This window comes from Paracoccus binzhouensis, from assembly GCF_016446475.1.
GTDB lineage: Bacteria > Pseudomonadota > Alphaproteobacteria > Rhodobacterales > Rhodobacteraceae > Paracoccus > Paracoccus binzhouensis.
Window position 1 is genome coordinate 1 of the sequence record NZ_JAEHFP010000073.1, and the last position, 22,186, is coordinate 22,186.

The 22,186-nt window shown below is 69.1% G+C and carries 26 protein-coding genes, 1 tRNA gene and 2 pseudogenes; 23 read left to right on the plus strand and 6 right to left on the minus strand.

The window, feature by feature from the left end; all coding sequences use genetic code 11:
* The 3 genes and pseudogenes from I9P22_RS15845 to I9P22_RS15855 form a co-directional block, all read right to left on the minus strand.
* Positions 1 to 276, minus strand: a pseudogene (locus tag I9P22_RS15845) (capsular polysaccharide biosynthesis protein); the annotation flags it as partial.
* Between the two features lie 4 nt (positions 277 to 280).
* A complete protein-coding gene (locus I9P22_RS15850; RefSeq protein WP_332909038.1) occupies positions 281 to 1,417 on the minus strand; it encodes a polysaccharide biosynthesis/export family protein in 1,137 nt (378 codons plus the stop codon).
* A 138-nt stretch (positions 1,418 to 1,555) separates the two neighbouring features.
* On the minus strand, positions 1,556 to 2,947 hold the full coding sequence (locus I9P22_RS15855; RefSeq protein WP_199260481.1) for a capsule biosynthesis protein: 1,392 nt from the start codon (positions 2,945 to 2,947) through the stop codon (positions 1,556 to 1,558).
* 223 nt (positions 2,948 to 3,170) lie between these two features.
* Here I9P22_RS15855 and I9P22_RS15860 point away from each other — a divergent pair, with 223 nt between their 5' ends.
* The 8 genes from I9P22_RS15860 to I9P22_RS15895 all read left to right on the plus strand — a co-directional run bounded on the left by I9P22_RS15860 (position 3,171) and on the right by I9P22_RS15895 (position 9,114).
* The gene (locus I9P22_RS15860; protein ID WP_199260482.1) at positions 3,171 to 3,764 is read left to right on the plus strand and encodes a riboflavin synthase; all 594 of its coding nucleotides are present in this window, start codon (positions 3,171 to 3,173) and stop codon (positions 3,762 to 3,764) included.
* Entirely contained in the window at positions 3,764 to 4,330 is a 567-nt protein-coding gene (locus tag I9P22_RS15865) for a hypothetical protein (RefSeq protein WP_199260483.1), read from the plus strand. The genes I9P22_RS15860 and I9P22_RS15865 overlap by 1 nt, the downstream gene beginning before the upstream one ends.
* Positions 4,320 to 5,438 (plus strand): 3,4-dihydroxy-2-butanone-4-phosphate synthase, encoded by a 1,119-nt coding sequence (gene ribB, locus I9P22_RS15870; protein WP_199260484.1) that lies wholly within the window; start codon positions 4,320 to 4,322, stop codon positions 5,436 to 5,438. The genes I9P22_RS15865 and ribB overlap by 11 nt, the downstream gene beginning before the upstream one ends.
* 4 nt (positions 5,439 to 5,442) lie before the next feature.
* Positions 5,443 to 5,994 carry a 6,7-dimethyl-8-ribityllumazine synthase gene (locus I9P22_RS15875; RefSeq protein WP_199260485.1) on the plus strand — a complete coding sequence of 184 codons (552 nt, stop codon included), beginning with the start codon at positions 5,443 to 5,445 and terminating at the stop codon, positions 5,992 to 5,994.
* Positions 5,991 to 6,488, plus strand: coding sequence for a transcription antitermination factor NusB (nusB, locus tag I9P22_RS15880; protein ID WP_199260486.1), 498 nt, complete (start codon positions 5,991 to 5,993; stop codon positions 6,486 to 6,488). Before I9P22_RS15875 ends, nusB begins: the two co-directional genes overlap by 4 nt.
* A gap of 112 nt (positions 6,489 to 6,600) precedes the next feature.
* Positions 6,601 to 6,924 carry a hypothetical protein gene (locus I9P22_RS15885; RefSeq protein WP_199260487.1) on the plus strand — a complete coding sequence of 108 codons (324 nt, stop codon included), beginning with the start codon at positions 6,601 to 6,603 and terminating at the stop codon, positions 6,922 to 6,924.
* A 428-nt stretch (positions 6,925 to 7,352) separates the two neighbouring features.
* On the plus strand, positions 7,353 to 8,273 hold the full coding sequence (locus tag I9P22_RS15890; protein ID WP_199260488.1) for a DUF481 domain-containing protein: 921 nt from the start codon (positions 7,353 to 7,355) through the stop codon (positions 8,271 to 8,273).
* A gap of 367 nt (positions 8,274 to 8,640) precedes the next feature.
* Complete coding sequence (locus I9P22_RS15895) at positions 8,641 to 9,114, plus strand: MmcB family DNA repair protein (protein ID WP_233253431.1); 474 nt, start codon at positions 8,641 to 8,643, stop codon at positions 9,112 to 9,114.
* Here the strand turns inward: I9P22_RS15895 and I9P22_RS15900 are convergent.
* Positions 9,095 to 9,346: a DUF6324 family protein gene (locus tag I9P22_RS15900; protein WP_199260489.1), complete on the minus strand. Its 252-nt coding sequence runs from the start codon at positions 9,344 to 9,346 to the stop codon at positions 9,095 to 9,097. The two genes, I9P22_RS15895 and I9P22_RS15900, sit on opposite strands and share 20 nt — an antisense overlap.
* 113 nt (positions 9,347 to 9,459) lie before the next feature.
* Here I9P22_RS15900 and I9P22_RS15905 point away from each other — a divergent pair.
* Positions 9,460 to 9,536 (plus strand) — tRNA-His (locus tag I9P22_RS15905).
* A gap of 23 nt (positions 9,537 to 9,559) precedes the next feature.
* Positions 9,560 to 10,567: a tRNA dihydrouridine(20/20a) synthase DusA gene (gene dusA / locus I9P22_RS15910; protein ID WP_199260490.1), complete on the plus strand. Its 1,008-nt coding sequence runs from the start codon at positions 9,560 to 9,562 to the stop codon at positions 10,565 to 10,567.
* An 18-nt stretch (positions 10,568 to 10,585) separates the two neighbouring features.
* On the opposite strand, the gene mazG is transcribed toward dusA, so the two are convergent.
* Positions 10,586 to 11,458 carry a nucleoside triphosphate pyrophosphohydrolase gene (mazG, locus tag I9P22_RS15915; RefSeq protein ID WP_199260491.1) on the minus strand — a complete coding sequence of 291 codons (873 nt, stop codon included), beginning with the start codon at positions 11,456 to 11,458 and terminating at the stop codon, positions 10,586 to 10,588.
* Between the two features lie 215 nt (positions 11,459 to 11,673).
* On the opposite strand from mazG, the gene yajC reads away from it, so the two are divergent.
* From yajC to I9P22_RS15970, 11 genes are all read left to right on the plus strand, one after another.
* The gene (yajC, locus tag I9P22_RS15920) at positions 11,674 to 12,006 is read left to right on the plus strand and encodes a preprotein translocase subunit YajC (protein ID WP_199260492.1); all 333 of its coding nucleotides are present in this window, start codon (positions 11,674 to 11,676) and stop codon (positions 12,004 to 12,006) included.
* A gap of 17 nt (positions 12,007 to 12,023) precedes the next feature.
* The gene (gene secD, locus I9P22_RS15925; RefSeq protein ID WP_199260493.1) at positions 12,024 to 13,688 is read left to right on the plus strand and encodes a protein translocase subunit SecD; all 1,665 of its coding nucleotides are present in this window, start codon (positions 12,024 to 12,026) and stop codon (positions 13,686 to 13,688) included.
* A gap of 12 nt (positions 13,689 to 13,700) precedes the next feature.
* Positions 13,701 to 14,693 (plus strand): protein translocase subunit SecF, encoded by a 993-nt coding sequence (gene secF / locus I9P22_RS15930; protein ID WP_199260494.1) that lies wholly within the window; start codon positions 13,701 to 13,703, stop codon positions 14,691 to 14,693.
* Complete coding sequence (locus tag I9P22_RS15935) at positions 14,693 to 15,049, plus strand: Mth938-like domain-containing protein (RefSeq protein WP_199260495.1); 357 nt, start codon at positions 14,693 to 14,695, stop codon at positions 15,047 to 15,049. The genes secF and I9P22_RS15935 overlap by 1 nt, the downstream gene beginning before the upstream one ends.
* Positions 15,046 to 15,678, plus strand: coding sequence for a heme ABC exporter ATP-binding protein CcmA (ccmA, locus tag I9P22_RS15940; protein WP_199260496.1), 633 nt, complete (start codon positions 15,046 to 15,048; stop codon positions 15,676 to 15,678). The genes I9P22_RS15935 and ccmA overlap by 4 nt, the downstream gene beginning before the upstream one ends.
* 10 nt (positions 15,679 to 15,688) lie before the next feature.
* Positions 15,689 to 16,345 (plus strand): heme exporter protein CcmB, encoded by a 657-nt coding sequence (gene ccmB, locus I9P22_RS15945; RefSeq protein ID WP_199260497.1) that lies wholly within the window; start codon positions 15,689 to 15,691, stop codon positions 16,343 to 16,345.
* Positions 16,346 to 16,397: 52 nt separating this feature from the next.
* Positions 16,398 to 17,123, plus strand: a complete 726-nt coding sequence (locus I9P22_RS15950) for a heme ABC transporter permease (protein WP_199260498.1) — start codon at positions 16,398 to 16,400, stop codon at positions 17,121 to 17,123.
* Positions 17,120 to 17,263 carry a heme exporter protein CcmD gene (ccmD, locus tag I9P22_RS15955; protein WP_028714180.1) on the plus strand — a complete coding sequence of 48 codons (144 nt, stop codon included), beginning with the start codon at positions 17,120 to 17,122 and terminating at the stop codon, positions 17,261 to 17,263. Before I9P22_RS15950 ends, ccmD begins: the two co-directional genes overlap by 4 nt.
* 13 nt (positions 17,264 to 17,276) lie before the next feature.
* Positions 17,277 to 17,795: a DsbE family thiol:disulfide interchange protein gene (locus tag I9P22_RS15960; protein WP_199260505.1), complete on the plus strand. Its 519-nt coding sequence runs from the start codon at positions 17,277 to 17,279 to the stop codon at positions 17,793 to 17,795.
* Between the two features lie 192 nt (positions 17,796 to 17,987).
* On the plus strand, positions 17,988 to 19,091 hold the full coding sequence (gene hisC / locus I9P22_RS15965; protein WP_199260499.1) for a histidinol-phosphate transaminase: 1,104 nt from the start codon (positions 17,988 to 17,990) through the stop codon (positions 19,089 to 19,091).
* Complete coding sequence (locus tag I9P22_RS15970) at positions 19,091 to 20,026, plus strand: prephenate/arogenate dehydrogenase family protein (protein WP_199260500.1); 936 nt, start codon at positions 19,091 to 19,093, stop codon at positions 20,024 to 20,026. Before hisC ends, I9P22_RS15970 begins: the two co-directional genes overlap by 1 nt.
* Here I9P22_RS15970 and I9P22_RS15975 read toward each other — a convergent pair.
* Positions 20,023 to 21,030 (minus strand): DUF2125 domain-containing protein, encoded by a 1,008-nt coding sequence (locus I9P22_RS15975; RefSeq protein ID WP_199260501.1) that lies wholly within the window; start codon positions 21,028 to 21,030, stop codon positions 20,023 to 20,025. The genes I9P22_RS15970 and I9P22_RS15975 overlap by 4 nt on opposite strands.
* Before the next feature lie 93 nt (positions 21,031 to 21,123).
* Between I9P22_RS15975 and I9P22_RS15980 the strand changes: the two genes are divergently transcribed.
* The gene (locus I9P22_RS15980) at positions 21,124 to 21,693 is read left to right on the plus strand and encodes a gamma-glutamylcyclotransferase (RefSeq protein ID WP_199260502.1); all 570 of its coding nucleotides are present in this window, start codon (positions 21,124 to 21,126) and stop codon (positions 21,691 to 21,693) included.
* Positions 21,694 to 21,863: 170 nt separating this feature from the next.
* A pseudogene (locus I9P22_RS15985) lies at positions 21,864 to 22,186 on the plus strand (hypothetical protein); the annotation flags it as partial.

Below are 22,186 nucleotides of genomic sequence, written 5' to 3' on the forward strand. Positions count from 1 at the left end.
GACCGGGCCGCGGGCGCGGCCGGGCAGGACCGAGCGCAGGAAGGCGTCCTCGACATGCACCAGCCGGCAGCCGCGCCGGGCGGCCACGGCCCGGCCGCGCCAGGCGGTCGGGCTGGCGCCCCAGATTCCGACATGGTCCCCCGGGCCGGGAAGGCCAAGGCGCGGCGCCCAGCCCGAGAGCTCCAGGATGCGGCGCAGCCGCGGGCGGGTCAGGAAACCGGCGTTGAATACGAAAAGCCGCCGGGTATCCCCGGCGGCCTTGTCGTCAGGATCCATCCGCCTACCGGAACGAGCTGTCCACGGACCCGACCTGGCCGACCGGCGTCAGGATCGAGTTCAGCGTCTTCTGCCACTGCACGAAGGGCGCCTCGGTCACATAGACGGTGTCGCCGTCGCGGATCACGAAGTCGCGGGCCAGGAACATGCCGTCCGGCTTGGTCAGGTCCAGCACATAGGCGATGCGCTGCGTGCCGTAGACGTCGCTGCGGCCAAGCACGGCGCGGGCGACGGTCTGCGGCTCGTCGCGCAGCACGAAGACGCCCTTCGGATCGGCCAGCGAGGTGCTGAGGCCGCCGACCATGGCCACCGCCTCGATGGCGTTGATCTGCTCGTTGCCGAGCGGCACCTTGGTCTGGCCGCCAAGCGCGCCGAGGGCGGTGAAGCTGCGCTCGTCCTCCTCGACCAGGATCACGTCGCCGGGGCGCAGGGCGATGTCGTTGCGGGCGTTGGAATACAGGTCGCGCAGCCAGACCTTGCCACTGGAATTGCCGCGCTTGACGGTGACCACCGCGATCTCGGGCTCGATCGAGACGCCGCCGGCCTTCGACAGCATGGCCGAGAGCGAGCGGGTCGGGCGCTCGATCGGGTAGACGCCCTGGGCGTTGACCTTGCCCATGACCGAAACGGTGGCGCCGTCGCCGGCGACGCGGGTCACCATGACCTGCGGGTCGGGGGTCTGGGTTTCCAGCTTCTGGGTGATGATGCGGCGCAGCTCATCGGGGCTGTTGCCGGCGGCGCGGATGCGGCCGGCATAGGGCACGAAGATATAGCCCTGGCTGTCCACCTGCAGCTCGGTCAGCGCGGTCGAGCTTTGTCCCATCGAAGCCAGCAGCCCGTCATCGACGTTTTCCCAGATCTGCAGCCCCAGCACGTCGCCGGGCCGGACCTCGTCGGCGCCGACCTGGCCGGCGGCGCGGAAATCGGCCGAGAAGCCATAGGCGGGGGTGTAGTTCGCCGCCCGGTTCACCCGGTCGTCGACGGCCACGATATGCGAGCTGCCGCCCTTTTCCACCGAGCCCGAAAGGATCTCGCCCTTGGTGGGACCCGAGCGCGGCAGGCCGCAGGCCGAGACCAGCAGAGCCATCCCGAGAAGCGCCACCTGCGCCATGCGGGTGGCGAAAGAGCGCGGCCTGGGCATGGCCGGTCTGTGCCGAACGGGTGAAAAGCTCACTTGAGTCAAACTGTTACTCCTGTCCTCTCGTGCGATTCCCGGATCGCCGCCGTCTTTTGGGGCACGTTAGCCCAGCAGGCCCGGCTTTTCCATATTTTTGCCCGCTCAATCGTCCTTGTCGCCCATCTGTTGCCGATACTGGCCGCGTCCGGCGAAAAGCGCCTGATAGGGATCCTCAGGCGCCAGCATCATGTCGACGACGATGCGCAGCGCATGGGCGCGCGAGCGCGCCGCGTAATAGCCACCCGGCACCTGGCTGCTTTCCAGCAGGAAATCGCGATAGCGCCGATAGGCCACGGCCCGGGGCGGGCGTGGATCGCGCAGGAACTCGGCCAGGTCCTGGTCCGAGACCAGGCCCGGCTTGTCGAAGACCGCCCGGCCCATGGCCTTGACCGGCAGGCCGCGCCACAGCGCCTGCTGCGCCGCCGTCGAATTGACGGTGATGGCGGCGCGGGCCTGGTTCATCAGCCGCGCCAGCTTGCCGCCGCGCACGAAATGCACCCGATCCTCGATCCCCAGGGCGCGGGCCATGTCCAGGATGGCCTTGCGGATGCCGCCGCGCCCGTCCTCAAGCGGGTGGGCCTTGAAGACGATATGGTGGTGGCGCGGCGCCGAGCGGGCGAATTCGGCCAGCACCTCGTCGGTGAACTCCGACATGCGGGCATAGGGCGAATGGGCGACGAAGTTCGAATCATGTTCGAGCTGCATCAGCACCAGCACATAGGGAAAGCCGCCGCGGCGCACGGCATTGGCCTCGCGCATGCGGGCCAGGGCGTCGAAGGGGGTCAGCAGGAAGCGGCGCAGGTTCAGCCGGAATTCCCGGAACACGCCGATCTGGCGATGGGTGCGATAGCCGGGATAGCGGCGGTTCGCCACCAGCACCAGGAAATGGTAGAGCGCGCCGTAGAACTTGTGCTGGCGCATGTCGCCCCAATGCGCCGGCGGGCGGTTCATTTCCCCAATCCGGTTGCGCAGGGCGGCGCGCATCTCGCGCAGGGGGATGCGCATCAGCGCCGAATGCCCGTTCGAGCCGCCGCGCTCATAGGTGATCCAGAACGGGCGCAGGTAGCCTTCCTCGAAGACATGCAGCACCAGGTCGTGGCGCTGTGCCGCCGCCCGCGCCGCGGCATGGAGCGGCCGCACGTCGCCGTAAAGCACGATGTCGGTCACGCCCCTTTCGGTGATGATGCGGTCCAGGTGTTCTGGCCAGTCCTCTGGGCTGCCGGCATGGCGGATCAGCCGCCGCCGGTCGGACCAGAAGAATTCGTCCCCGGCGTTGAAGCTGACGCGCCAGACCTGCGCCCCGGTGTCGCGCAGCAGCCGGCCGACGCGGTCGAAGAACGGGCCATGCGGGCCTTGCAGTATCAGGAAGACGCGCCTGGGCGCCGGCAAGACGGCGGTGGCGGCGACGGGCGCCACCAGATGCCCGGCCGGCCGCGGGGCGGGTTGCGGGCATGCCGGCTGCGGGGCAGCGCGAATGGTCAGGGATCCGGTCATGGTATCAGGCGGTCGGAATCTTGGGCTGCTGAACATGGGTTTCGGCTTTTCGCTACAGGCGGAGCCGCACCACCGGGATCATCCTTCCCTGATGCATGAAAACCGCGCTGCTGTCACGGCCTTTCCCGAATCTGGCTTAACGCGGCCCAACCCCTGTTGCGGCTTTGCTTGAAGATCGGGCGACAAGGCTCTAGTTCTCTGGCATCGGACAAGGGGGACGGCCATGTTTACCGGCATCATCACGGATATCGGCGAAGTCTCGCGCGTCGAGATGCGCGGCGACATGCGGGCGCGCATTTCCTGCCATTACGAGATGGCCGGGGTCGAGCTCGGCGCCTCGATCGCCTGCGACGGCGTCTGCCTGACGGTGATCGAGAAGGGCGCCGACTGGTTCGACGTCGACATCTCGGCCGAGACCCTGTCGAAGACCAATATCGGCGCCAACGGCTGGGCGCCGGGCAAGCGGCTGAACCTGGAACGCGCGCTGCGGGTCGGGGACGAACTGGGCGGCCATATCGTTTCGGGCCATGTCGACGGCGTGGCGGTGATCGAGGCGATGCGCGACGAGGGCGACAGCACCCGCATCACCTTCCGCGCCCCGGAGGCGCTGGCCCGCTTCATCGCGCCCAAGGGCTCGGTGGCGCTGAACGGCACCTCGCTGACGGTGAACGAGGTCGAGGGCGCGCGCTTCGGCGTGAACGTCATCCCGCATACCCAGGCGGTGACCACCTGGGGCGAGGTCCGGGTCGGCGACGGCGTCAACCTGGAAATCGACACGCTGGCCCGCTACGTCGCCCGGCTGGCCGAGGCGGGGTGATGGCGGGGATCGGCCATAACCGCGGCCCCAGCCTCGGCAGCGGCTTTCGCGCCCATGCCTGGACGGTGGCGCGGCGCGAGCTTCTGGGCACGCGCCTGCCGGTCGAGGTGGTGCGCATGCAGGTCCGCCGGGCCAGGGAACTGGGCCTCGACTACAAGACCTATGCCGGGGTGCGGGCGACGACCGGCCGGGATCTGGTGGCCTTCCTTTATTCCAGCAATGCGCTGGGGGTGTTCCGGCCCGGCCAGCCGGTCGGCGCGCGCGAGTGCGCCCGCATCGCGGCCAGCGGCGCCGTGCCGCATCTGGGTTGCGGCCCGGGCCTTGCGCCCGAGGCGCTGCAGGTGCAGATCGGGGCGCGATCCGTCCAGGACCTGCCGCATTTCGGCGCCCCCTGGTCGGCGATGCGGGACAGGATGAAGGCCTGGCTGCGGGCCCAGGGCCTGCCCGGGGATGCGGTGCTGATGATCGGCGAGACCGATCACGAACGTGAGATGATGGCGGCGGGCGGGCTGGCGGGTTTCGTCGGCGGCCGGCGGTTCTTTGCAGGAGTTGCGGATGCAGTATGACAAGCCGGGTGAGGTCGAGCGGGACTGGTCGAGCGCCATCTCTCCGACCGAGGAGATCATCAACGAGGCCCGCAACGGCCGCATGTTCATCCTGGTCGATCACGAGGACCGCGAGAACGAGGGCGATCTGGTGATCCCGGCGCAGATGGCGACGCCGGACGCGATCAATTTCATGGCCACCCATGGCCGCGGGCTGATCTGCCTGTCCATGCCCGGCTCGCGCATCGACGCGCTGGGGCTGCCGCTGATGAGCTCGAAGAATTCCAGCCGCCACGAGACCGCCTTCACCATGTCGATCGAGGCGCGCGAGGGCGTGACGACCGGCATCTCGGCCCATGACCGCGCCCATACCATCGCGGTCGCCATCGACCCGACCAAGGGCGCGGCCGACATCGCCACGCCGGGCCACATCTTCCCGCTGCGGGCCCGCGACGGCGGCGTGCTGGTCCGCGCCGGCCATACCGAGGCGGCGGTGGACATCTCGCGCCTGGCCGGGCTGAACCCGGCGGGGGTGATCTGCGAGATCATGAACGAGGACGGCAGCATGGCGCGGCTGCCCGACCTGGTGGCCTTCGCCCAGAAGCACGGGCTGAAGATCGGCACCATCAGCGACCTGATCGCCTATCGCCGCCGCCACGACAACCTGATCGCCGAGCGCGGCCAGCGCGCCGTGCATTCGACGCATGGCGGCGACTGGATGATGCGCATCTTCGCCGACGAGACCACCGGCGCCGAGCATATCGTGCTGACCAAGGGCGACCTGACCGCGCCGGGCCCGGTTCCTGTGCGCATGCATGTGCTGGACCCGCTGCACGACGTGCTGGGCATCGGCCGCGAATCCGCCGGCAGCCTGGGCGCCGCCATGCGCGTCATCGCCGAGGAGGGGCGGGGGGTCGTGGTGCTGTTCCGCGACCTGGAACCGCGGCTGCCGCGCCAGGACGAGGTGTCCTCGCATGTGATCCGGCAATACGGGCTCGGGGCGCAGATCCTGTCGGCGCTCGGCCTGTCGGAGCTGGTGCTGCTGACCAATTCGGCGCCGGTCAAGGTGGTCGGGCTTGACGCCTACGGGCTTTCGATCCATTCCAGCCGTCCGATTCCCCAAGAGTGACCTGATGGCCGCCAGCATCGAACATTACCAATTGCCGCTGCCCCGTCTCGGGGGCGGCACGCGCCTGCTGATCGTGGTCGCGCCCTATTACCGCCAGATCGCCGACGAGCTGATCGCCGGGGCGCGCAAGGTCGCGGCCGAGGCCGGCGCCAGCGTCGATCTGGTCGAGGTGCCCGGCGCGCTGGAGGTTCCGACCGCCATCGGCCTTGCCGCCGCGCGCGGGCTCTATGACGGCTATGTCGCGCTGGGTTGCGTGATCCGGGGCGAAACCACGCATTACGACACGGTCTGCAACGACAGCTCGCGCGGGATCACCCTGCTGGGGCTGCAGGGCCATTGCATCGGCAACGGCATCCTGACGGTCGAGAATTACCGGCAGGCCGAGGTCCGCGCCGACCCGGACGGTCAGAACAAGGGCGGCGGCGCGGCCGCGGCCGCGCTGCACCTGATCGCGCTGAAACGCGGCTGGCAGGCGCAATCCCCGCGCGGGGATGCAGGGCCGCCGCGCGACGTGATCAAGCTGGCCGGCGAAATCGACGGGCCGAGGGGCGCATGAGCAGGACGGGCGACAAACGCAATTCCGCCGAGCGCGAGGCCCGACAGGCGCGGGCCGCGGCGGCGCGGCTCTATGCCGTGCAGGCGCTGTTCCAGATGGAGGCCGCCGGCCATTCCGCCGACCGCGTCCAGCGCGAATTCCTGAACTGGCGCATCGGCCGCGAAGGCGAGGACGAGGATATCGTCTCGGCCGAGGCCGACCAGGCGCTGTTCACCCGTATCATCGACGATGCCGTCACCTGGCAGTCGAGGATCGACCAGATGACCGACCGGGCGCTGGTGGCGAAATGGCCGATCGACCGCATCGACCCGGTGCTGCGCTCGGTCTTTCGCGCCGCCGGGGCCGAGCTGGTGACGCCGAAGACCCCGCCCCGGGTGGTGATCACCGAATATGTGCGGGTGGCGCAGGCCTTCTTCGCCGAGGGGCGCGAGTCGAAATTCGTCAACGCCGTGCTGGACCACATGGCCCGCGAGGCGCGGCCCGAGGCCTTCTAGTCCCGGGTCCGCTGCCGGATGCGAGGCATTCTGACGCGCCGTGCATTTTTCCTGCCCGCCGCGCCGCGGCCGCGCTAGAATGGCGCGGTCCGTCCAGCCCCGGGGAAAGCAGATGCCGCAGCTCGTCCGGCTTTATCTCGTCAGCATCGCCATCGGCTTTGCGCTGGCCTTGGCCTTTACCGGCCTGCTGCTGGCGCTGGACGTCGCCGGGTTGCGGCACCTGACCGCCGCGACGCGCGGCGGCTGGATCGCCGTGCTGATGCTGGTCGTCTTCCACACCATCCTGTTCTCCGGGGTGCAGTTCGGCATCCGGGTGATGCTGATGGCCCAGGGCGAGGGTCCGCGCGGCGGCCTCCGGCAATGTTTGCGCCGCCGGCCGGCGCCGCTGCCGGCCGCGACCCCGGCCTCGGCGCGCGCGGCTTCGTCCTCGCGCTGAGGACGCCCGGAGCGATCACGAAAGCGCAGCATTTTTGCGCTCCGACTGTGGACCTGGCGCAACATTTCGGACCGCCGAGCGGCGCTGATGCGCTGCCGCATTTTTGTGCAGTGCCGCTTTGCCAGCCCCCTGTTGCAGCGTCTTAACCTTTCGTGAGGACGGTGGTGTCCAGTTACCTTCTGAACTTGTATCGGAAACCGTCGTGCAACCTTCCCGCGAAATGGTTTCATCACGATTTCGGATGATCCGATTTCCGCCGATGGCGGAATTCCCCGCCTTTTTCACGTTTTTGCGAGGTCTTGCCGCGTTTTCCGCCCCTCTTTATCCCTCGCCGCCCCGGTTCTACCTCTGGCCCAGCAGAGATGCTCGTGGCGCCGGAAGGCCGGGGCCGCGGACACGAAACGGTTCGAAAAAAGGACTGATCCAAGATGAAAACGCTTGCTTACCTCGCCGGCGCCACCGCCCTGGCCACCGCGTTCGCGGCCCCCGCCTTCGCGCAGTCGGAAATCGCCACGGGCGCCAACGCGACCGGCATCTCCTCGGTCAACGAACAGATGAAGGACGTCGAAGAGGCGGTGCGCGACGATTTCGACCGCTCGTCCGACGCCTATCGCTTCGGCAACCCGGAACGCCGCGAAGGCCTGTTCGGCTCGGTCGCGCTGAGCTATGTCGGCCGCACCGGCAACAGCGAAAACCAGGACTTCAGCCTGTCCGGCCGCCTGTCGGCCAACCAGGGCCGCTTCTCGCAATCGGTCGGTATCCTGCTTGAATACGGCGAAGACAGCGACGGCGACACCGACACCGAAAAGACCTATGTCATCTACGAAGGCATGTATGACATCAACGACCGCTTCTACGGCTTCGCGCTGGGTCGGCTGTCCACCGATGCGCTGGCCGACGATCCGATTTCGCTGGCCGATGACGAGACCTTCGACGATCTGGACGGCCGCCTGAAGCGGGACGCCTATTTCGGCGTCGGCCCGGGCTATCGCGTGATCAACAACGACACCACCGCCTGGCGCGTGCAGGCCGCCGTCGGCGTGCGCTACACCAAGGCCGTGGACGTGATCGACCCGGTGGCCGAGACCTATGAATACAACAGCAACACCGAAGTCGGTTACCTGCTGTCGTCGCGCTTCTACCACAAGATCAACGACCAGTTCTTCATCACCAACGACACCGACTACCTGACCTCGGACGCGAACGATACCGCGACCAACGAACTGGGTCTGAACTTCAAGATGACGGACGCCTTCGCGACCCGCGTGTCCTACAAGACCGAATATGTCTCGGACCGCGCGACCCGCACCGACAACACGCTGGGCGTGTCGCTGGTCTACGGTTTCTGATCGACCGGCAAATCCCTCTCTCTCTCGGGGCGGCCTTCGGGCCGCCTTTTTTTACCCGGCGCGCCATGTCCGGTCAGCCGTCGATGGTCGGGAAGGGGTGGCGGTCGGGAAGGGGTGGCGGGAACCGCAGCGACCGTGGCAGCGCTAGTTTCCCCGAAAGCCTGGATGTCCAGGTGGGAGCCGGATAACGGGACCAGGGCCCCGACAGAGCCAGCCCCCTCGGTGAAGTTATAGGCCAGTGGAAAAAGAGGCCACACACGAGAAGAGCAGAAACCCGCCAGTCACGCAGATAGGCGAGGGGCGCGGGCGCCGCAAGATCCCTGCGGCCGGGCTTGCAAGATGTTTCTGCTTCGTTCATGTTTCGACCATGCAGAACCCCGATCCCATGACCGAGATCCTGCCCGCGAAACCGGGCCAGCGGCTGGCGCGCGGCGTGACCCGGATGCTGTCCGGGCTGGGCCATGCCGCGCTGGCGGAATTCGTGCCCGCGGGCGGGCTGCGGGTCGACGTAATCTCGGTCTCGCCCCGGGGCGAGATCTGGGTGGTGGAATGCAAGAGCTGCCGGGCCGATTTCACCGCAGACCGGAAATGGCAGGGCTATCTGGAATTCTGCGATCGCTTCTTCTGGGCCGTGGACGCGGATTTTCCCGAAGAGCTGCTGCCCGAGGGCTCGGGCCTGATCCGCGCCGATTCCTGGGGCGCGGAACTGGTGCGCATGGGGCCGGAAACGCGGCTGGCCGGCGCCCGGCGCAGCCGGCTTCTGCGCGACATCGCCCGGGTCTCGACCACGCGGCTGCTGGCGCTGACCGATCCGCTGGGAATCAGCGGCGCGGCTTCCTGACCTCCTTGCCGGGCTTGCCGCCGCCACCCTTGCCGGGCTTGCCGGGCGCGCCCATGCCGCGCGCGGCCTCGGCGGCGGCCAGCAGCTCCTCGGCGATCTCCTCGGCCTCGTCGGGGTCGAAATCCAGCGGCAGGTCGACGCCCTCGGCCTCGACATAGATGCGGACCATGCCGCGATCGGTGGGGCCGATCTGAAGATTTGCCGCGATATCGCTTTCGCTGTTGATGCTCATGCTGCTCTCCTGCCGGCTGGCCTGTGGCTGTGGGGATTTTCCTTAACCCGCATGGCAAAAACCGGCAAGACGGGCTTGCGCCGGCCGGTGGCTGGCGCTAGATACCCGCCTGTGCCGCCTTAGCTCAGTTGGTTAGAGCGCTAGATTGTGGATCTAGAGGTCCCCCGTTCGAGCCGGGGAGGCGGTACCACCGCAATCAGGCAGTCCAGACACATGACCACGGTCCAAAAGAACGGCATCGCCGAGGCGGCGCGGCTTTCCGTGGCCCCGATGATGGACTGGACCGACAGCCTGTGCCGCCGCGTCCACCGCCTGCTCTCACGCCGCGCCCTGCTTTATACCGAGATGGTAACCGCCCCGGCGCTGGTCTTCGGCGACCGGGCGAAGCTGCTGGACCACGACGCGGGCGAGCATCCGCTGGCGCTGCAGCTCGGCGGCTCGGACCCGGCGCAGCTGGCCGAGGCGGCGCGGATCGGCGCCGATTGGGGCTATGACGAGATCAACCTGAATGTCGGCTGTCCCAGCGACCGCGTGCAATCCGGCTGCTTCGGCGCCGTGCTGATGACCCGGCCCGAGCTGGTCGCGGAATGCGTCGCGGCGATGGTCGCGGCGAGCCCGGTCGAGGTCACGGTGAAATGCCGCATCGGCGTGGACGAGCAGGACCCCGAGACGGTGCTGCCGGATTTCCTGCGCCGGATGCGCGAGGCCGGCGTGCGCCGCATCACCATCCATGCCCGCAAGGCCTGGCTTCAGGGCCTGTCGCCGCGCGAGAATCGCGAGATTCCGCCGCTGGACTACCCGCTGGTGCATCGCATGAAGCGGGACTTCCCGGACCTGCACCTGTCGGTGAACGGCGGCATCGCTTCGCTCGATGCGGTGGGCGAGCACCTGCGGACGATGGACGGGGTGATGGTCGGGCGCGCCGCCTATCACCAGCCCTGGGACATGCTGGGCGCGGCCGACCGGCTCTGGCACGAGGAGCCGCGCTTTGCCGATCCGCTCGAAGCGGCGCGGGCGCTGCGCGAGCTGGTCGAGGCGCATCTGGCCGCGGGCGGGCGGCTGCATCAGGTGACGCGGCACATGCTGGGGCTGTTTCACGGCCGGCCGGGCGCGCGGGGCTGGCGGCGGCAACTGTCCGAAGGCGCCTCGCGGGCCCGCGACCGCGCCGAGGCGCTGGCGGTCTACGACGCCGCGCTGGCCGAGGTCATGGTTCCGGCCTGACCGCAGCGCGAGGCCGGTCTATCCGCGCTCGGCGGCCTTGGCGCGATCCCACAGCGCATCCATCTCGGCCAGGCTGCTCTCCTCGGGACGGCGGCCCTGGGCGGCCAGCGCCGTCTCGATGGCCTGGAAGCGGCGGGTGAACTTGGCATTGGCGGCGCGCAGCGCCTCCTCGGGGTCAATCTGCAGGTGTCGGGCCAGATTCGCCATCACGAACATCAGGTCGCCGAATTCCTCGGTCAAATGGGCGTGATCGGCGCTGTCCCGGGCCTCGACCAGCTCGCGGCTCTCCTCGACGATCTTGTCCAGCACATCGGCGGGGCCGGGCCAGTCGAAACCGACGCGGGCGGCGCGGTTCTGCAGCTTGACCGCGCGGGTCAGCGCCGGAAGTCCAAGCGCCACCCCGTCCAGCACGCCCTTTTCCGCCTTGGCGGCACGCTCCTTGGCCTTGATCGCCTCCCAGTCGCGGATCTGCTGCTCGGCCGACTTGTCGCGCGATTCGTCGCCGAAGATATGCGGATGACGGTCGATCATCTTCTCCGTGATCCTCGCCACCACATCGGCGAAGTCGAACATCCCGGCCTCGCGCGCCATCTGGGCATGGAAGATCACCTGCAGCAGCAAATCGCCCAGCTCGCCCGGCAGTTCGTCCCAGGCTTCGCGGGCGATGGCGTCAGCGACCTCATGCGCCTCCTCGATGGTATAGGGCGCGATCGAGGCGAAGTCCTGCTCGATGTCCCAGGGGCAGCCGGTCTGCGGGTCGCGCAGCGCCGCCATGATCGCCAGCAGGCGGCGGATGCCGGTGCGGTCGCCCTCCTCGCGGGCCAGCGCCGGATGGTGCGCCCGTGCCGTATCCTGGCTGGCCGTGTCCTGTGTCGCCGTGTCCTGTGCCATGATGCCGCCTTTCGGAAAGGGTCCCGCACGACCTGCCACAGCCCGGCCCGCATGTCCACGCCGCCGGGGCGGTTTCGCCGGGGCCTTTCGCCGGGGCCTTTCGTCGGGGCCGTCTTGTCGTCCCGGCTTTCTTGCCATCCCGCGGTCCCGCGGATAGGGTGCGCGCCAATTCCGCCGGGGGAGTGCCCGGAGAACGCTTGCAAAGGGATCCATCCATGTTCGTGACCGCCGCCCACGCCCAGGCCGCCGGAGCGCCCTCGGGGGCCGCCAGCATCGCCTCGTTCCTGCCGCTGGTCCTGATCTTCGTCATCATGTATTTCCTGATGATCCGGCCGCAGCAGAAGCGCATGAAGGAACATCGCGCCCTGATCGAGGCGCTGAAGAAGGGCGACGAGGTCGTGACCCAGGGCGGCCTGGTGGGCAAGATCACCTCGGTCCGCGACAATGAGCTCGAGGTCGAGATCGCGCCGGGCGTCAAGGTCCGCGTCATCCGCTCGACCATCACCGGGCTGGTGAATCGCACCCAGCCCGCCGCCGCCAACAACTGAAGGCTGCCAATCCGACCATGCTGGACATCCCCTTCTGGAAGCGTCTGCTGATCCTCGGCCTCGTTGCCCTGGGCCTGCTCTACGCGATGCCGAACCTGTTCTACAGCCGGGTCGAGCAGCATAACGACGCCGTCACCGCCGCCGAACGCAACGGTTTCGCAACCGAGGAAGAGACCCAGGCCCGCGCCGGCTGGCCGGACTGGCTGCCCTCGGGGCTGGTCAACCTGGGCCTCGACCTGCGCGGCGGCGCCCATCTGCTGGGCGAGGTGCATGTCCAGGATGTCTACAAGGCGCGCATGGACGCGCTGTGGCCGGAACTGCGCGACGCGCTGGCGGCGCAGCGCGACGTGATCGGCGCGGTGCGCCGCGTCCAGGCCCCCGAGGGCGAGCTGGCGGTCGAGATCGGCAATCCCGACCAGATGGCCAGGGCGGTCGAGATCGCCCGCGGCCTGGCCACGCCCGTCACCTCGCTGACCGGGGCCGGGCAGAGCGACCTGGCGATCTCAGCCTCGGGCAGCCGGCTGACCGTGCAGCTTTCGGACGCGGAAAAGGCCGCCAGTGACGACCGCACCGTGCAGCAGTCGCTGGAGATCATCCGCCGCCGCATCGACGAGGTCGGCACCCGCGAGCCGACGATCCAGCGCCAGGGCAAGGACCGCATCCTGATCCAGGTGCCCGGCATCGGCTCGGCCGAGGAGCTGAAGCAGCTGATCGGCACCACCGCGAAGCTGACCTTCAACCCGGTGGTCGGCCGCACCACCGACGCCAACGCGCGCCCCGGCACCGGCAACGTGCTGCTGCCCTCGATGGACGAGCAGGGCGTCTATTACGTCATCGAGGACCGCCCGGTCGTTTCCGGCGAGGACCTGACCAACGCCCAGCCCAGCTTCGACCAGAACGGCCAGCCGGCGGTGGATTTCCGCTTCGGCCCCTCGGGCGCCAAGCGCTTCGGGGCCTATACCTCGGCCAATATCGGCCAGCCCTTCGCCATCGTGCTGGACAACCAGGTGATCTCGGCGCCGGTGATCCGGCAGGCGATCACCACCGGCTCGGGCCAGATCTCGGGCGCGATGAATGTCGAGGAATCGACCCGGCTGGCGGTGCTGCTGCGCGCCGGCGCCCTTCCGGCCAAGATGACCTTCCTGGAAGAGCGCACCATCGGCCCGGAACTAGGCCAGGATTCGATCGACGCCGGCCGCCTCAGCTCGATCATCGCCACGGTGGCAGTGGTGGCCTACATGATCGCGAGCTACGGGCTGTTCGGCGTCTTCGCCTCGGTCGCGGTGATCATCAACGTCATCCTGATCCTGTCTGTCATGTCGATGATGGGGGCGACGCTGACCCTGCCCGGCATCGCCGGCATCGTGCTGACCGTCGGCACCGCGGTCGATGCCAACGTCATCATCTACGAGCGCATCCGCGAGGAACTGCGCGCCGGAAAGCGCATCGTGAAGGCCATCGACGACGGATTCAGCGAGGCGATGAGCGCCATCATCGACGCCAACGTCACCAGCTTCATCGCCGCCATGGTGATGTTCTTCCTCGGCTCCGGCCCGGTGAAGGGCTTCGCGGTCACGCTGACCATCGGGCTGGTCACCTCGGTCTTCACGGCGATCTACCTGACGCGGCTGATGATCGTGTTCTGGCTGGAATGGCGCAAACCCAAAGAGCTGATCTTGTAAGGGAGCAGGACCATGGCATTTCGTCTGAAACTCGTTCCCGACAATACCAGCTACGACTTCTTCCGCTGGCAATGGCTGACCTTCGGCATCTCGGCCCTGGCGATGGTCGCCTCGGTGGTGGTGGTGCTGGTCATGGGGCTGAACTTCGGCATCGACTTCAAGGGCGGCACCACCATCCGCACCGAAAGCCCGACCGCCTTCGAGGTCGGCGACTACCGGCAGGCGATGGCCGGGCTGGACCTGGGCGACGTCTCGATCACCGAGGTCTTCGACCCCAGCTTCGGCGAGACCAGGCATGTGGCGATGATCCGCATCGGCACCACCAACGACACCGGCTCGGTCACGCCCGATCAGCTGAACGAGGTCGAGGCGGCGCTGAGGACCGTGGACCCGCAGGTGCGCTTCGCCGCGGTGGAATCGGTCGGTCCCAAGGTCTCGGGCGAGCTGATCAAGACCGCCTTCTACGCGGTGGGCGCCGCGACCGTCTGCATCATGCTGTATATCTGGCTGCGCTTCGAATGGCAGTTCGCACTGGGGGCGGTGGTCTCGATCCTGCATGACGTGCTGCTGACGGTAGGGATCTTCTCGCTCTTCCAGCTGAAATTCGACCTGACCACCATCGCGGCGCTGCTGACCACGCTGGGCTATTCGGTGAACGACACCGTGGTGGTCTTCGACCGGCTGCGCGAGAACCTGATCAAGTTCAAGACCATGCCGCTGATCGACGTGATGAACCTGACGGTGAACGAGACGCTGTCGCGCACCATCATGACCGCCGTCACCACGGCGCTGGCGCTTGGCGCGATGATGATCTTCGGCGGCGACGTGATCCGCGGCTTCGTCTTCGCCATGCTCTGGGGCGTGTTCGTCGGCTGCTATTCCACGATCTATGTCGCCAAGAACATCGTGCTGTGGCTGGGCGTCAAGCGCGACTGGACCAAGCCCGGTCCCAAGGAGAAGGCGCCGGGCGAGGATATTCCCGCCGCCTTCCGGGACGCGCCCTGATGGCGGTTATGACCCCCACGGAATTCTCCGGGGCCTTGCCGGTGGACGGCTACGGCCCCGGCTTCTTCCGGGTCGGCGGCGTGGTGCATCACGGCGCGGTGATCGTCACCGCCTCGGGCGTGCGCGCCTGGGGGGGGCTGGGCGACCGCGCGGCGTTGCTGGCGCTCGCCGGCGAGGTCGACGTGCTGTTTCTGGGCATGGGCGCCGAGATCGCCTTTCCGCCGCGCGACCTGACCGCGGCGCTGGACGCCGCCGGGGTGATGGCCGAGCCGATGAGTTCGGCCTCGGCCGCGCGCAGCTACAATGTCACGCTGTCCGAGGGCCGGCGCGTGGCCTGTGCGCTGATCCCGCTATGAGCCTGCTCGCAGTCCGCGACCTTGCCGTGGCGCGGGGCGGGCTGCGTGTCGTCGAGGGGGTTTCCTTCAGCCTCGATCCCGGCCGGGCGCTGGTGCTGCGCGGGCCGAACGGCATCGGCAAGACCACGCTGCTGCGCACCTTGGCCGGGCTGCAGCCGGCGGTGGCGGGGACGGTTGAGGCGGCGCCGGAGGCCATCGCCTATGCCGGCCATTCCGACGGGCTGAAGCCGGCGCTGACCGTGACCGAGAACCTGCGCTTCTGGGCCGAGATCTTCGGCGGCCATGACATCGCCGCCGTCTTGGAAGCGATGAACCTGCGCGAGCTGGCCGCGCGGCCGGCCCATGCGCTGTCCGCCGGGCAGAAGCGGCGGCTGGGGCTGGCCCGGCTGATGGTGACGGGACGGCCGGTCTGGCTGCTCGACGAGCCGACGGTGTCGCTGGACCGCGATTCGGTGGCGCTGTGCGCCGCCATGCTGCGCGCCCATCTGGGCCGCGGCGGCGCGGCGGTGATCGCCACCCATATCGACCTGGGCATGCCCGAGGCCGAGACCCTCGACCTTGGCCTCCATCGCGCCACGCAGGCCCGCCGCGAATCGCGCCCCGCCGGTTTCAACGAGGCGTTCGGATGAGGGCGTTGGGATGAAGGCGCTGCTGATCCGCGACCTGCGGCTGGCCACGCGCGCCGGGGGCGGCTTCGGGCTGGCGCTGGCCTTCTTCCTGATCGTCTGCACGCTGGTGCCCTTCGGCGTCGGCCCGGAAGGGGGCACGCTGTCGCGCATCGCGCCCGGCATCCTCTGGGTCGGGGCGCTGCTGTCCTGCCTGCTGTCGCTCGATCGCATCTTCGCGCTGGATTTCGAGGATGGCAGCCTGGACCTTCTGGCGACCGCGCCGCTGCCGCTGGAGGGCGCGGTGGCGATCAAGGCTTTCGCGCATTGGCTGGTGACCGGCCTGCCGCTGGCGCTGTCGGCGCCAGTCTTCGGGCTGCTGCTGCACCTGCCGGGGCCGGCCTATCCCTGGCTGGTGGCCTCGCTGGTGCTGGGCACGCCGGCGCTGTCGATGCTGGGCGCCTTCGGCGCCGCGGTGACGGTGGGGCTGCGGCGCGGCGGCCTGCTGCTGTCGCTCTTGGTGCTGCCGCTTTACGTGCCGACGCTGATCTTCGGCGCCGAGGCGGTGCGGCGCGGTGCCGCGGGCGCCGACCCGGTGGTGCCGCTGGTCTTCCTGGCCGCGATCACGCTGGCCACCCTGGCGCTGGCGCCCTTTGCCGCCGCCGCCGCCCTGCGCGTCAATCTGCGGTGACTGCGACCTCTGGCCACTTGAGCGGGCGGCGCGCCCGGTTTACGGAGCAATCATGTCGATCTGGGAATATGCCAACCCCGTCAAGTTCATGCGCATCTCGGGCGCGATCCTGCCATGGGTGGTGGCGGGGGCGGCGATCTGCACCGTCGCCGGGCTGGTCTGGGGCTTCCTGACGCCCCAGGACTACAAACAGGGTTCGACGGTCAAGATCATCTTCCTGCATGTGCCCGCCGCGCTGATGGCGATCAACATCTGGCTGATGATGCTGGTCACCTCGCTGATCTGGCTGGTGCGGCGCCACCATGTCAGCGCGCTGGCCGCCAAGGCCGCGGCGCCGGTGGGGGCGGTGATGACGCTGATCGCGCTGATCACCGGGGCGATCTGGGGCCAGCCGATGTGGGGAACCTGGTGGGAATGGGATCCGCGGCTGACCTCGTTCCTGATCCTGTTCCTGTTCTATCTGGGCTACATGGCGCTGTGGGGCGCGGTCGAGAACCCGGACAGCGCCGCCGACCTGACCGGGGTGCTGTGCCTCGTCGGTTCGGTCTTCGCGCTTCTGTCGCGCTATGCGGTGAATTTCTGGAACCAGGGCCTGCACCAGGGCGCCTCGCTGTCGCTGGCGCCGGGCGAGCGGATGGCGGCGGTCTATCGCTATCCGCTCTATCTGACCATGCTGGGCTTTTTCCTGCTGTTCCTGGCGCTGCTGCTGATCCGCACCCGCACCGAGATCCGCCGCCGCCGCCTGGCGGCGCTGCTGGCAAGGGAGAACCTCGCATGACCGAGCTTGGCAAATACGCCACCACCGTCCTGGCCGCCTATGGCGCGAGTCTGGTGCTGCTGGTCGGCATCATCGTCCAGACCGTGCTGGCCAATGCCCGGGCCCGCCGCGAATTGCAGGAGCATGAACGCCGTGGCTAGGATCTCGCCCATGATGCTGCTGCCGGTGGCGATCTTCGCCGGCTTCGCCGCTCTGGCCGGCTGGGCCTTGCTGCGCGACGATCCCGACGCGCTGCCCTCGGCCATGGTCGGGCGCGAGGCGCCTGCGGTCGGCGAGACGACCTTGCCCGGCAAGGCGCAGCTGACCGACGCGATGCTGCGCCAGCCGGGGGTGAAGCTGGTGAATTTCTGGGCCAGCTGGTGCCCGCCCTGCCGCGCCGAGCATCCGACGCTGACCGAGCTTTCGGCCCGGCTGCCGGTCTATGGCGTCGACCTGAAGGACCCCGAATCCGCGGCGCTGGGATTCCTGTCCGAGCATGGCGACCCGTTCCACGCGCTGGCCACCGATCCGCGCGGCCGGGTGGCGATCGACTGGGGGGTCACCGCGCCGCCCGAGACCTTCATCATCGACGGCTCGGGCCGCATCCTCTATCGCCATGCCGGCCCGCTGGTACGCGAGGACTACGCCAACCGCTTCCTGCCCGAGCTGGAGAAGGCGCTGGCGGCCGAGTGATGGCGGCGCCGGCTTGGCTGCGGCCTTGCTTGGGTATTTTCGGAACGAAGAAGCCAGGAGGTGACGGCGATGCCGATGCAGCCTGCGCGCTGTCGCAGGGGCTTCGGGTAGCGGTGAAGGCAGCGGCGCGGTGTAAGGCTTTCCAAGCCGGGCGGCGGGCGCTAAGACGGCTGGGCTTGCAAGAGGGCCGCCATGTCGCAGAACCAGACGACCATCGCTCCGCAACCCGGCATCATGGAGATCGCGCTTTACGAAGGCGGGGCCTCGAAGGTGGCGGGGGTCGAGAATGTCGTGAAGCTTTCCTCGAACGAGAACCCCTTCGGGCCTTCCGACAAGGCGCGCGAGGCGGTGATCCGGGCCGCCCACAGCCTGCATCGCTATCCCGATACCGACCATGCCGGGCTGCGCGCCGCCATCGGCGAGGTGCATGGGCTGGACCCGGACCGCATCATCTGCGGCGTGGGGTCGGATGAGATCATCCATTTCCTCTGCCAGGCCTATGCCGGGCCGGGGACCGAGGTGCTGTTCACCGAGCACGGCTTCCTGATGTATCGCATCTCGGCCCATGCCGCCGGCGCGACCCCGGTGCAGGTGGCCGAGCGCGACCGGGTGACCGATGTCGACGCGCTGATCGCCGGGGCGACCCCGCGCACGCGGCTGATCTTCGTCGCCAACCCGAACAACCCGACCGGCACGATGATCGGCCTGCCGGAACTGGAGCGGCTGGCCCGCGCCGTGCCGCAGGCGATCCTGGTGGTCGATGCCGCCTATGCCGAATATGTCGAGGATTACGACGGCGGCGCCGAGCTGGCGACACGGCTGCCGAACGTGTTCATGACCCGGACCTTTTCCAAGATCTACGGGCTGGGGGGCTTGCGCGTCGGCTGGGGCTACGGGCCGCGGCAGATCGTCGATGTGCTGAACCGCATCCGCGGCCCCTTCAACCTGTCCAATGTCGCGCTGGAAGGCGCCGAGGCCGCCATGCGCGACCGCGAGCATATCGCCCGCTGCCTGGCCGAGAACGCCCGCATGCGCGCCTGGCTGGCCGAGGCGCTGGCCGAGAAGGGGGTGCCCTCGGACACCTCCTGCGCGAATTTCATCCTGGCGCGTTTCGCCGATGCCGAAACCGCCGGGGCTTGCGACGAATACCTGAAGAGCCAGGGGCTGATCGTGCGCCGCGTCGCCGGCTACGGGCTGCCGCAATGCCTGCGCATCACGGTGGGCGACGAGGCGTCCTGCCGGCGGGTCGCCCATGTCATCGGCCAGTTCATGGCCGAGCGCGCGGGAAGCCGCTGATGGCCGCGATCTATGACCGGGTGGCGCTGATCGGGCTGGGGCTGATCGCCGGCTCGATGTCGCTGGCCATGCGCGAGGCCGGGCTGGCGCGCGAGGTGGTGGGCCATGCCCGCAGTCCCGAGACCCGCGAGACCGCGCGCGAGATCGGGCTGGTCGATCGCGTGGCCGAGAGTGCCGCCGAGGCGGTCAAGGGGGCCGACCTGGTGGTGCTGGCGGTGCCGGTCGGCGCCATGGGCGCGGTCGCGGCCGAGATCGCGCCGCATCTGAAGCCGGGCGCGACCGTCACCGATGTCGGCTCGGTCAAGCAGGCGGTGATCGAGGCGGTGGCGCCGCATATCCCCGAGGGCGTGCATTTCGTCCCCGGCCACCCGCTGGCCGGGACCGAGCATTCCGGGCCGCGCTCGGGTTTTGCGACGCTGTTTCGCAACCGCTGGTGGCTGCTGACCCCCGTCGAGGGCAGCGATCCTGCGGCGGTGGCGCGGCTTTCGGCGCTGGTGCAGGCGATGGGCGCCAATGTCGAGGAAATGGATGCCGCGCATCACGATCTGGTGCTGGCGGTGACCAGCCACACGCCGCATCTGATCGCCTATACCATGGTGGGGGTGGCCGACCACCTCAAACGCGTCACCGAAAGCGAGGTCATCAAGTATTCCGCCGCGGGTTTCCGGGACTTCACCCGCATCGCCGCTTCGGACCCGACCATGTGGCGCGACGTGTTCCTGCAGAACAAGGAGGCGGTGCTGGACATCCTGGGCCGCTTTACTGAGGAGCTGTTCGTGCTGCAGCGCGCCATCCGCATGGGCGACGGCCCGCATCTGCACGACTATTTCACCCGCACCCGGGCGATCCGCCGCGGCATCATCGAGGCCGGGCAGGATACCGCGGCGCCGGATTTCGGCCGCAGCCTGACCGCGGGCGAGACGCCGAAGCCCTAGCGGCGCGGGAAGACCGGCGCCGGGCCCAGGGTCAGCGGCCCCAGGCTCATCTTGCCGTCGGCGAAGGTCAGCGGCAGGCGCAATTCGCCCGCCGCCGGGGGCGGGAAGCGGAAACCGGCATCCTCGGGCAGCGGCTGCGCCGAGATGGTCTTCAGCATGGTCCCGGCCAGCGTCACCAGCTTCGGCGGGATCAGCCCGGCCGCCGCCGCGGCCTGCAAGAGCGGCTCGGCATCCCGGGTATAAAGCGCCACCTGGCCCTGGGCGCGGCCCTGGGCATCGGCCTGGACCTGGCCGAGGACGCGCGTCCGCAGCGCCCCCAGCTGCAGTTCGGCATCGTCCAGGCGCAGGCCCACCGGCAGCGGCGCCAGCCCGGGCGACAGGGTCGCGGGGCGGGGCAAGGCGTCCAGCCAGACCTGGCCCTTGGCGCTCAGGCTCAGCCGGCCGGGCAGGGGCAGGGTCGCGAACAGCGCGGGCTCCAGTTCGTCCACGGCCAGTTGCAGATCATAGGCCGCGGTGGCCGACGGCGGCGCATCCGCCCCAAGCGCGGCCAGCCGGGCATCGGCATGCAGGCTGCGGGCCAGATCCCGCCCCTCGACCGTCAGCGGCCCGGCCGCGACCCCGGCCGAGGCCATTGCCAAGCCGTTCAGCGGCTGCAGCCGCAGCCGCGCCGAGGCGTCGGCAAGGCCCAGCTGCAGCGGGCCCGCGCCGGGATCCAGCGTGGCGCGGGGCGGCAGGTCCAGCCGCAGCTCGGTCGGGCGCAGGGGGGCCAGCCACAGTTCGGCCTGCGGCAGCGCCAGCGTGCCGGCATCCGTCCGCAGCTGCAGCGCCGCGGCCTGCACGCCGATCCGCCGCGGATCGCGCAGTTCCCGCACCGCGCCCAGGTCGACCATGGGCTGTTCGGCCGCGATCCGGCGCAGCTGCTGCGCCATCAGGCTTTCGCCGCCCAGCCAAAGCCCGCCCAGAATCAGGGCAAGCAGGACAAGAAGGGCAAGCAGTCGGCGCATCGGTTCCTCGGGGCTGGTCGTGGCGTCTTGGAACGCCGGCCAGCCTGTCCTAAGTTTTTCCTGACCGAATTATCTAGGGTACCGGGGTAAAGAATGGGTGAACGGCCGGAGCATTGGGTCTTTGCCTATGGCTCGCTCATGTGGGATCCGGGCTTTCCCGTGGCCGAGATGGCGACGGCGCGGCTGGACGGCTATGCGCGCAGCTTCTGCCTGCGCTCGCTCGTCTATCGCGGCACCGCCGAATCCCCCGGCCTGGTGCTGGGCCTGGATGCCGAGCCGGGGGCGCATTGCATCGGCCTGGCGCTGCGCGTGGCCGAGCCCGACTGGCCCGAGGCGCTGGCCGGGCTGCGCGCGCGCGAGCTGACCACCAACGCCTATGCCGAACTCTCGCTGCCGCTGGCCCTGCAGGACGGCCGCAGGGTCGAGGCGATCGCCTATGTGATCCGCCGCGACCATGACCAATATGCCGGTCTGCTGGACGCGCGCGAGCAGGCCGAGATCATCGCCCGGGCCGAGGGCGGGCGTGGACCGAACGCGGAATACCTGTTCAACACCACCACGCATCTGGCACAGATGGGCATCGAGGACCTGGCGCTGGCCGAGCTGGCCGACCGGGTGCGCGGGCTGCTCAGCCCCGGCGGCGGATCGGGGCTCGGCCCTTAGCAGCGCTTGGCAGGGCCGGATCGGGCCACTACAGTCGGGGCCGGAAGCAGGGAAGGAAGTGTGACTTGTCCCGATCTGATGCTGAGCCGACCCCGGCGCCGCCCGCCGCCCCGGAAGGCCGCCGATCCCGCGCCGCCCGGCTGGCGGCAACGCGAGGTGCCGGACCGGGGGTGAGCGGTCCCTCCCAGCCGCAATTCTCGCAACCCGTCCGGCAGATCGTGCTGATGCTGATCGTGCTGGCGCTGGTCGTGGCCGGGGCCTGGTTCGCCTATGGCCGGATCCTGTCGATCTTTTCCTCGAACGAAGCGCTGAACGGGCTGATCCTGGCCGTCTTCGTCATGGGGGTGCTGGGCTGTTTCTGGCAGGTGGCCGAGCTGGTCAAGTCGGTCAGCTGGATCGAGCGATTCGCGGCGCGCCGCCGCAACGCGTCCGAGCGCGGCGTCAGCGCGCCGGAACCGGCCGGGCCGGACGAGGCGCCCCGGCTGCTGGCGCC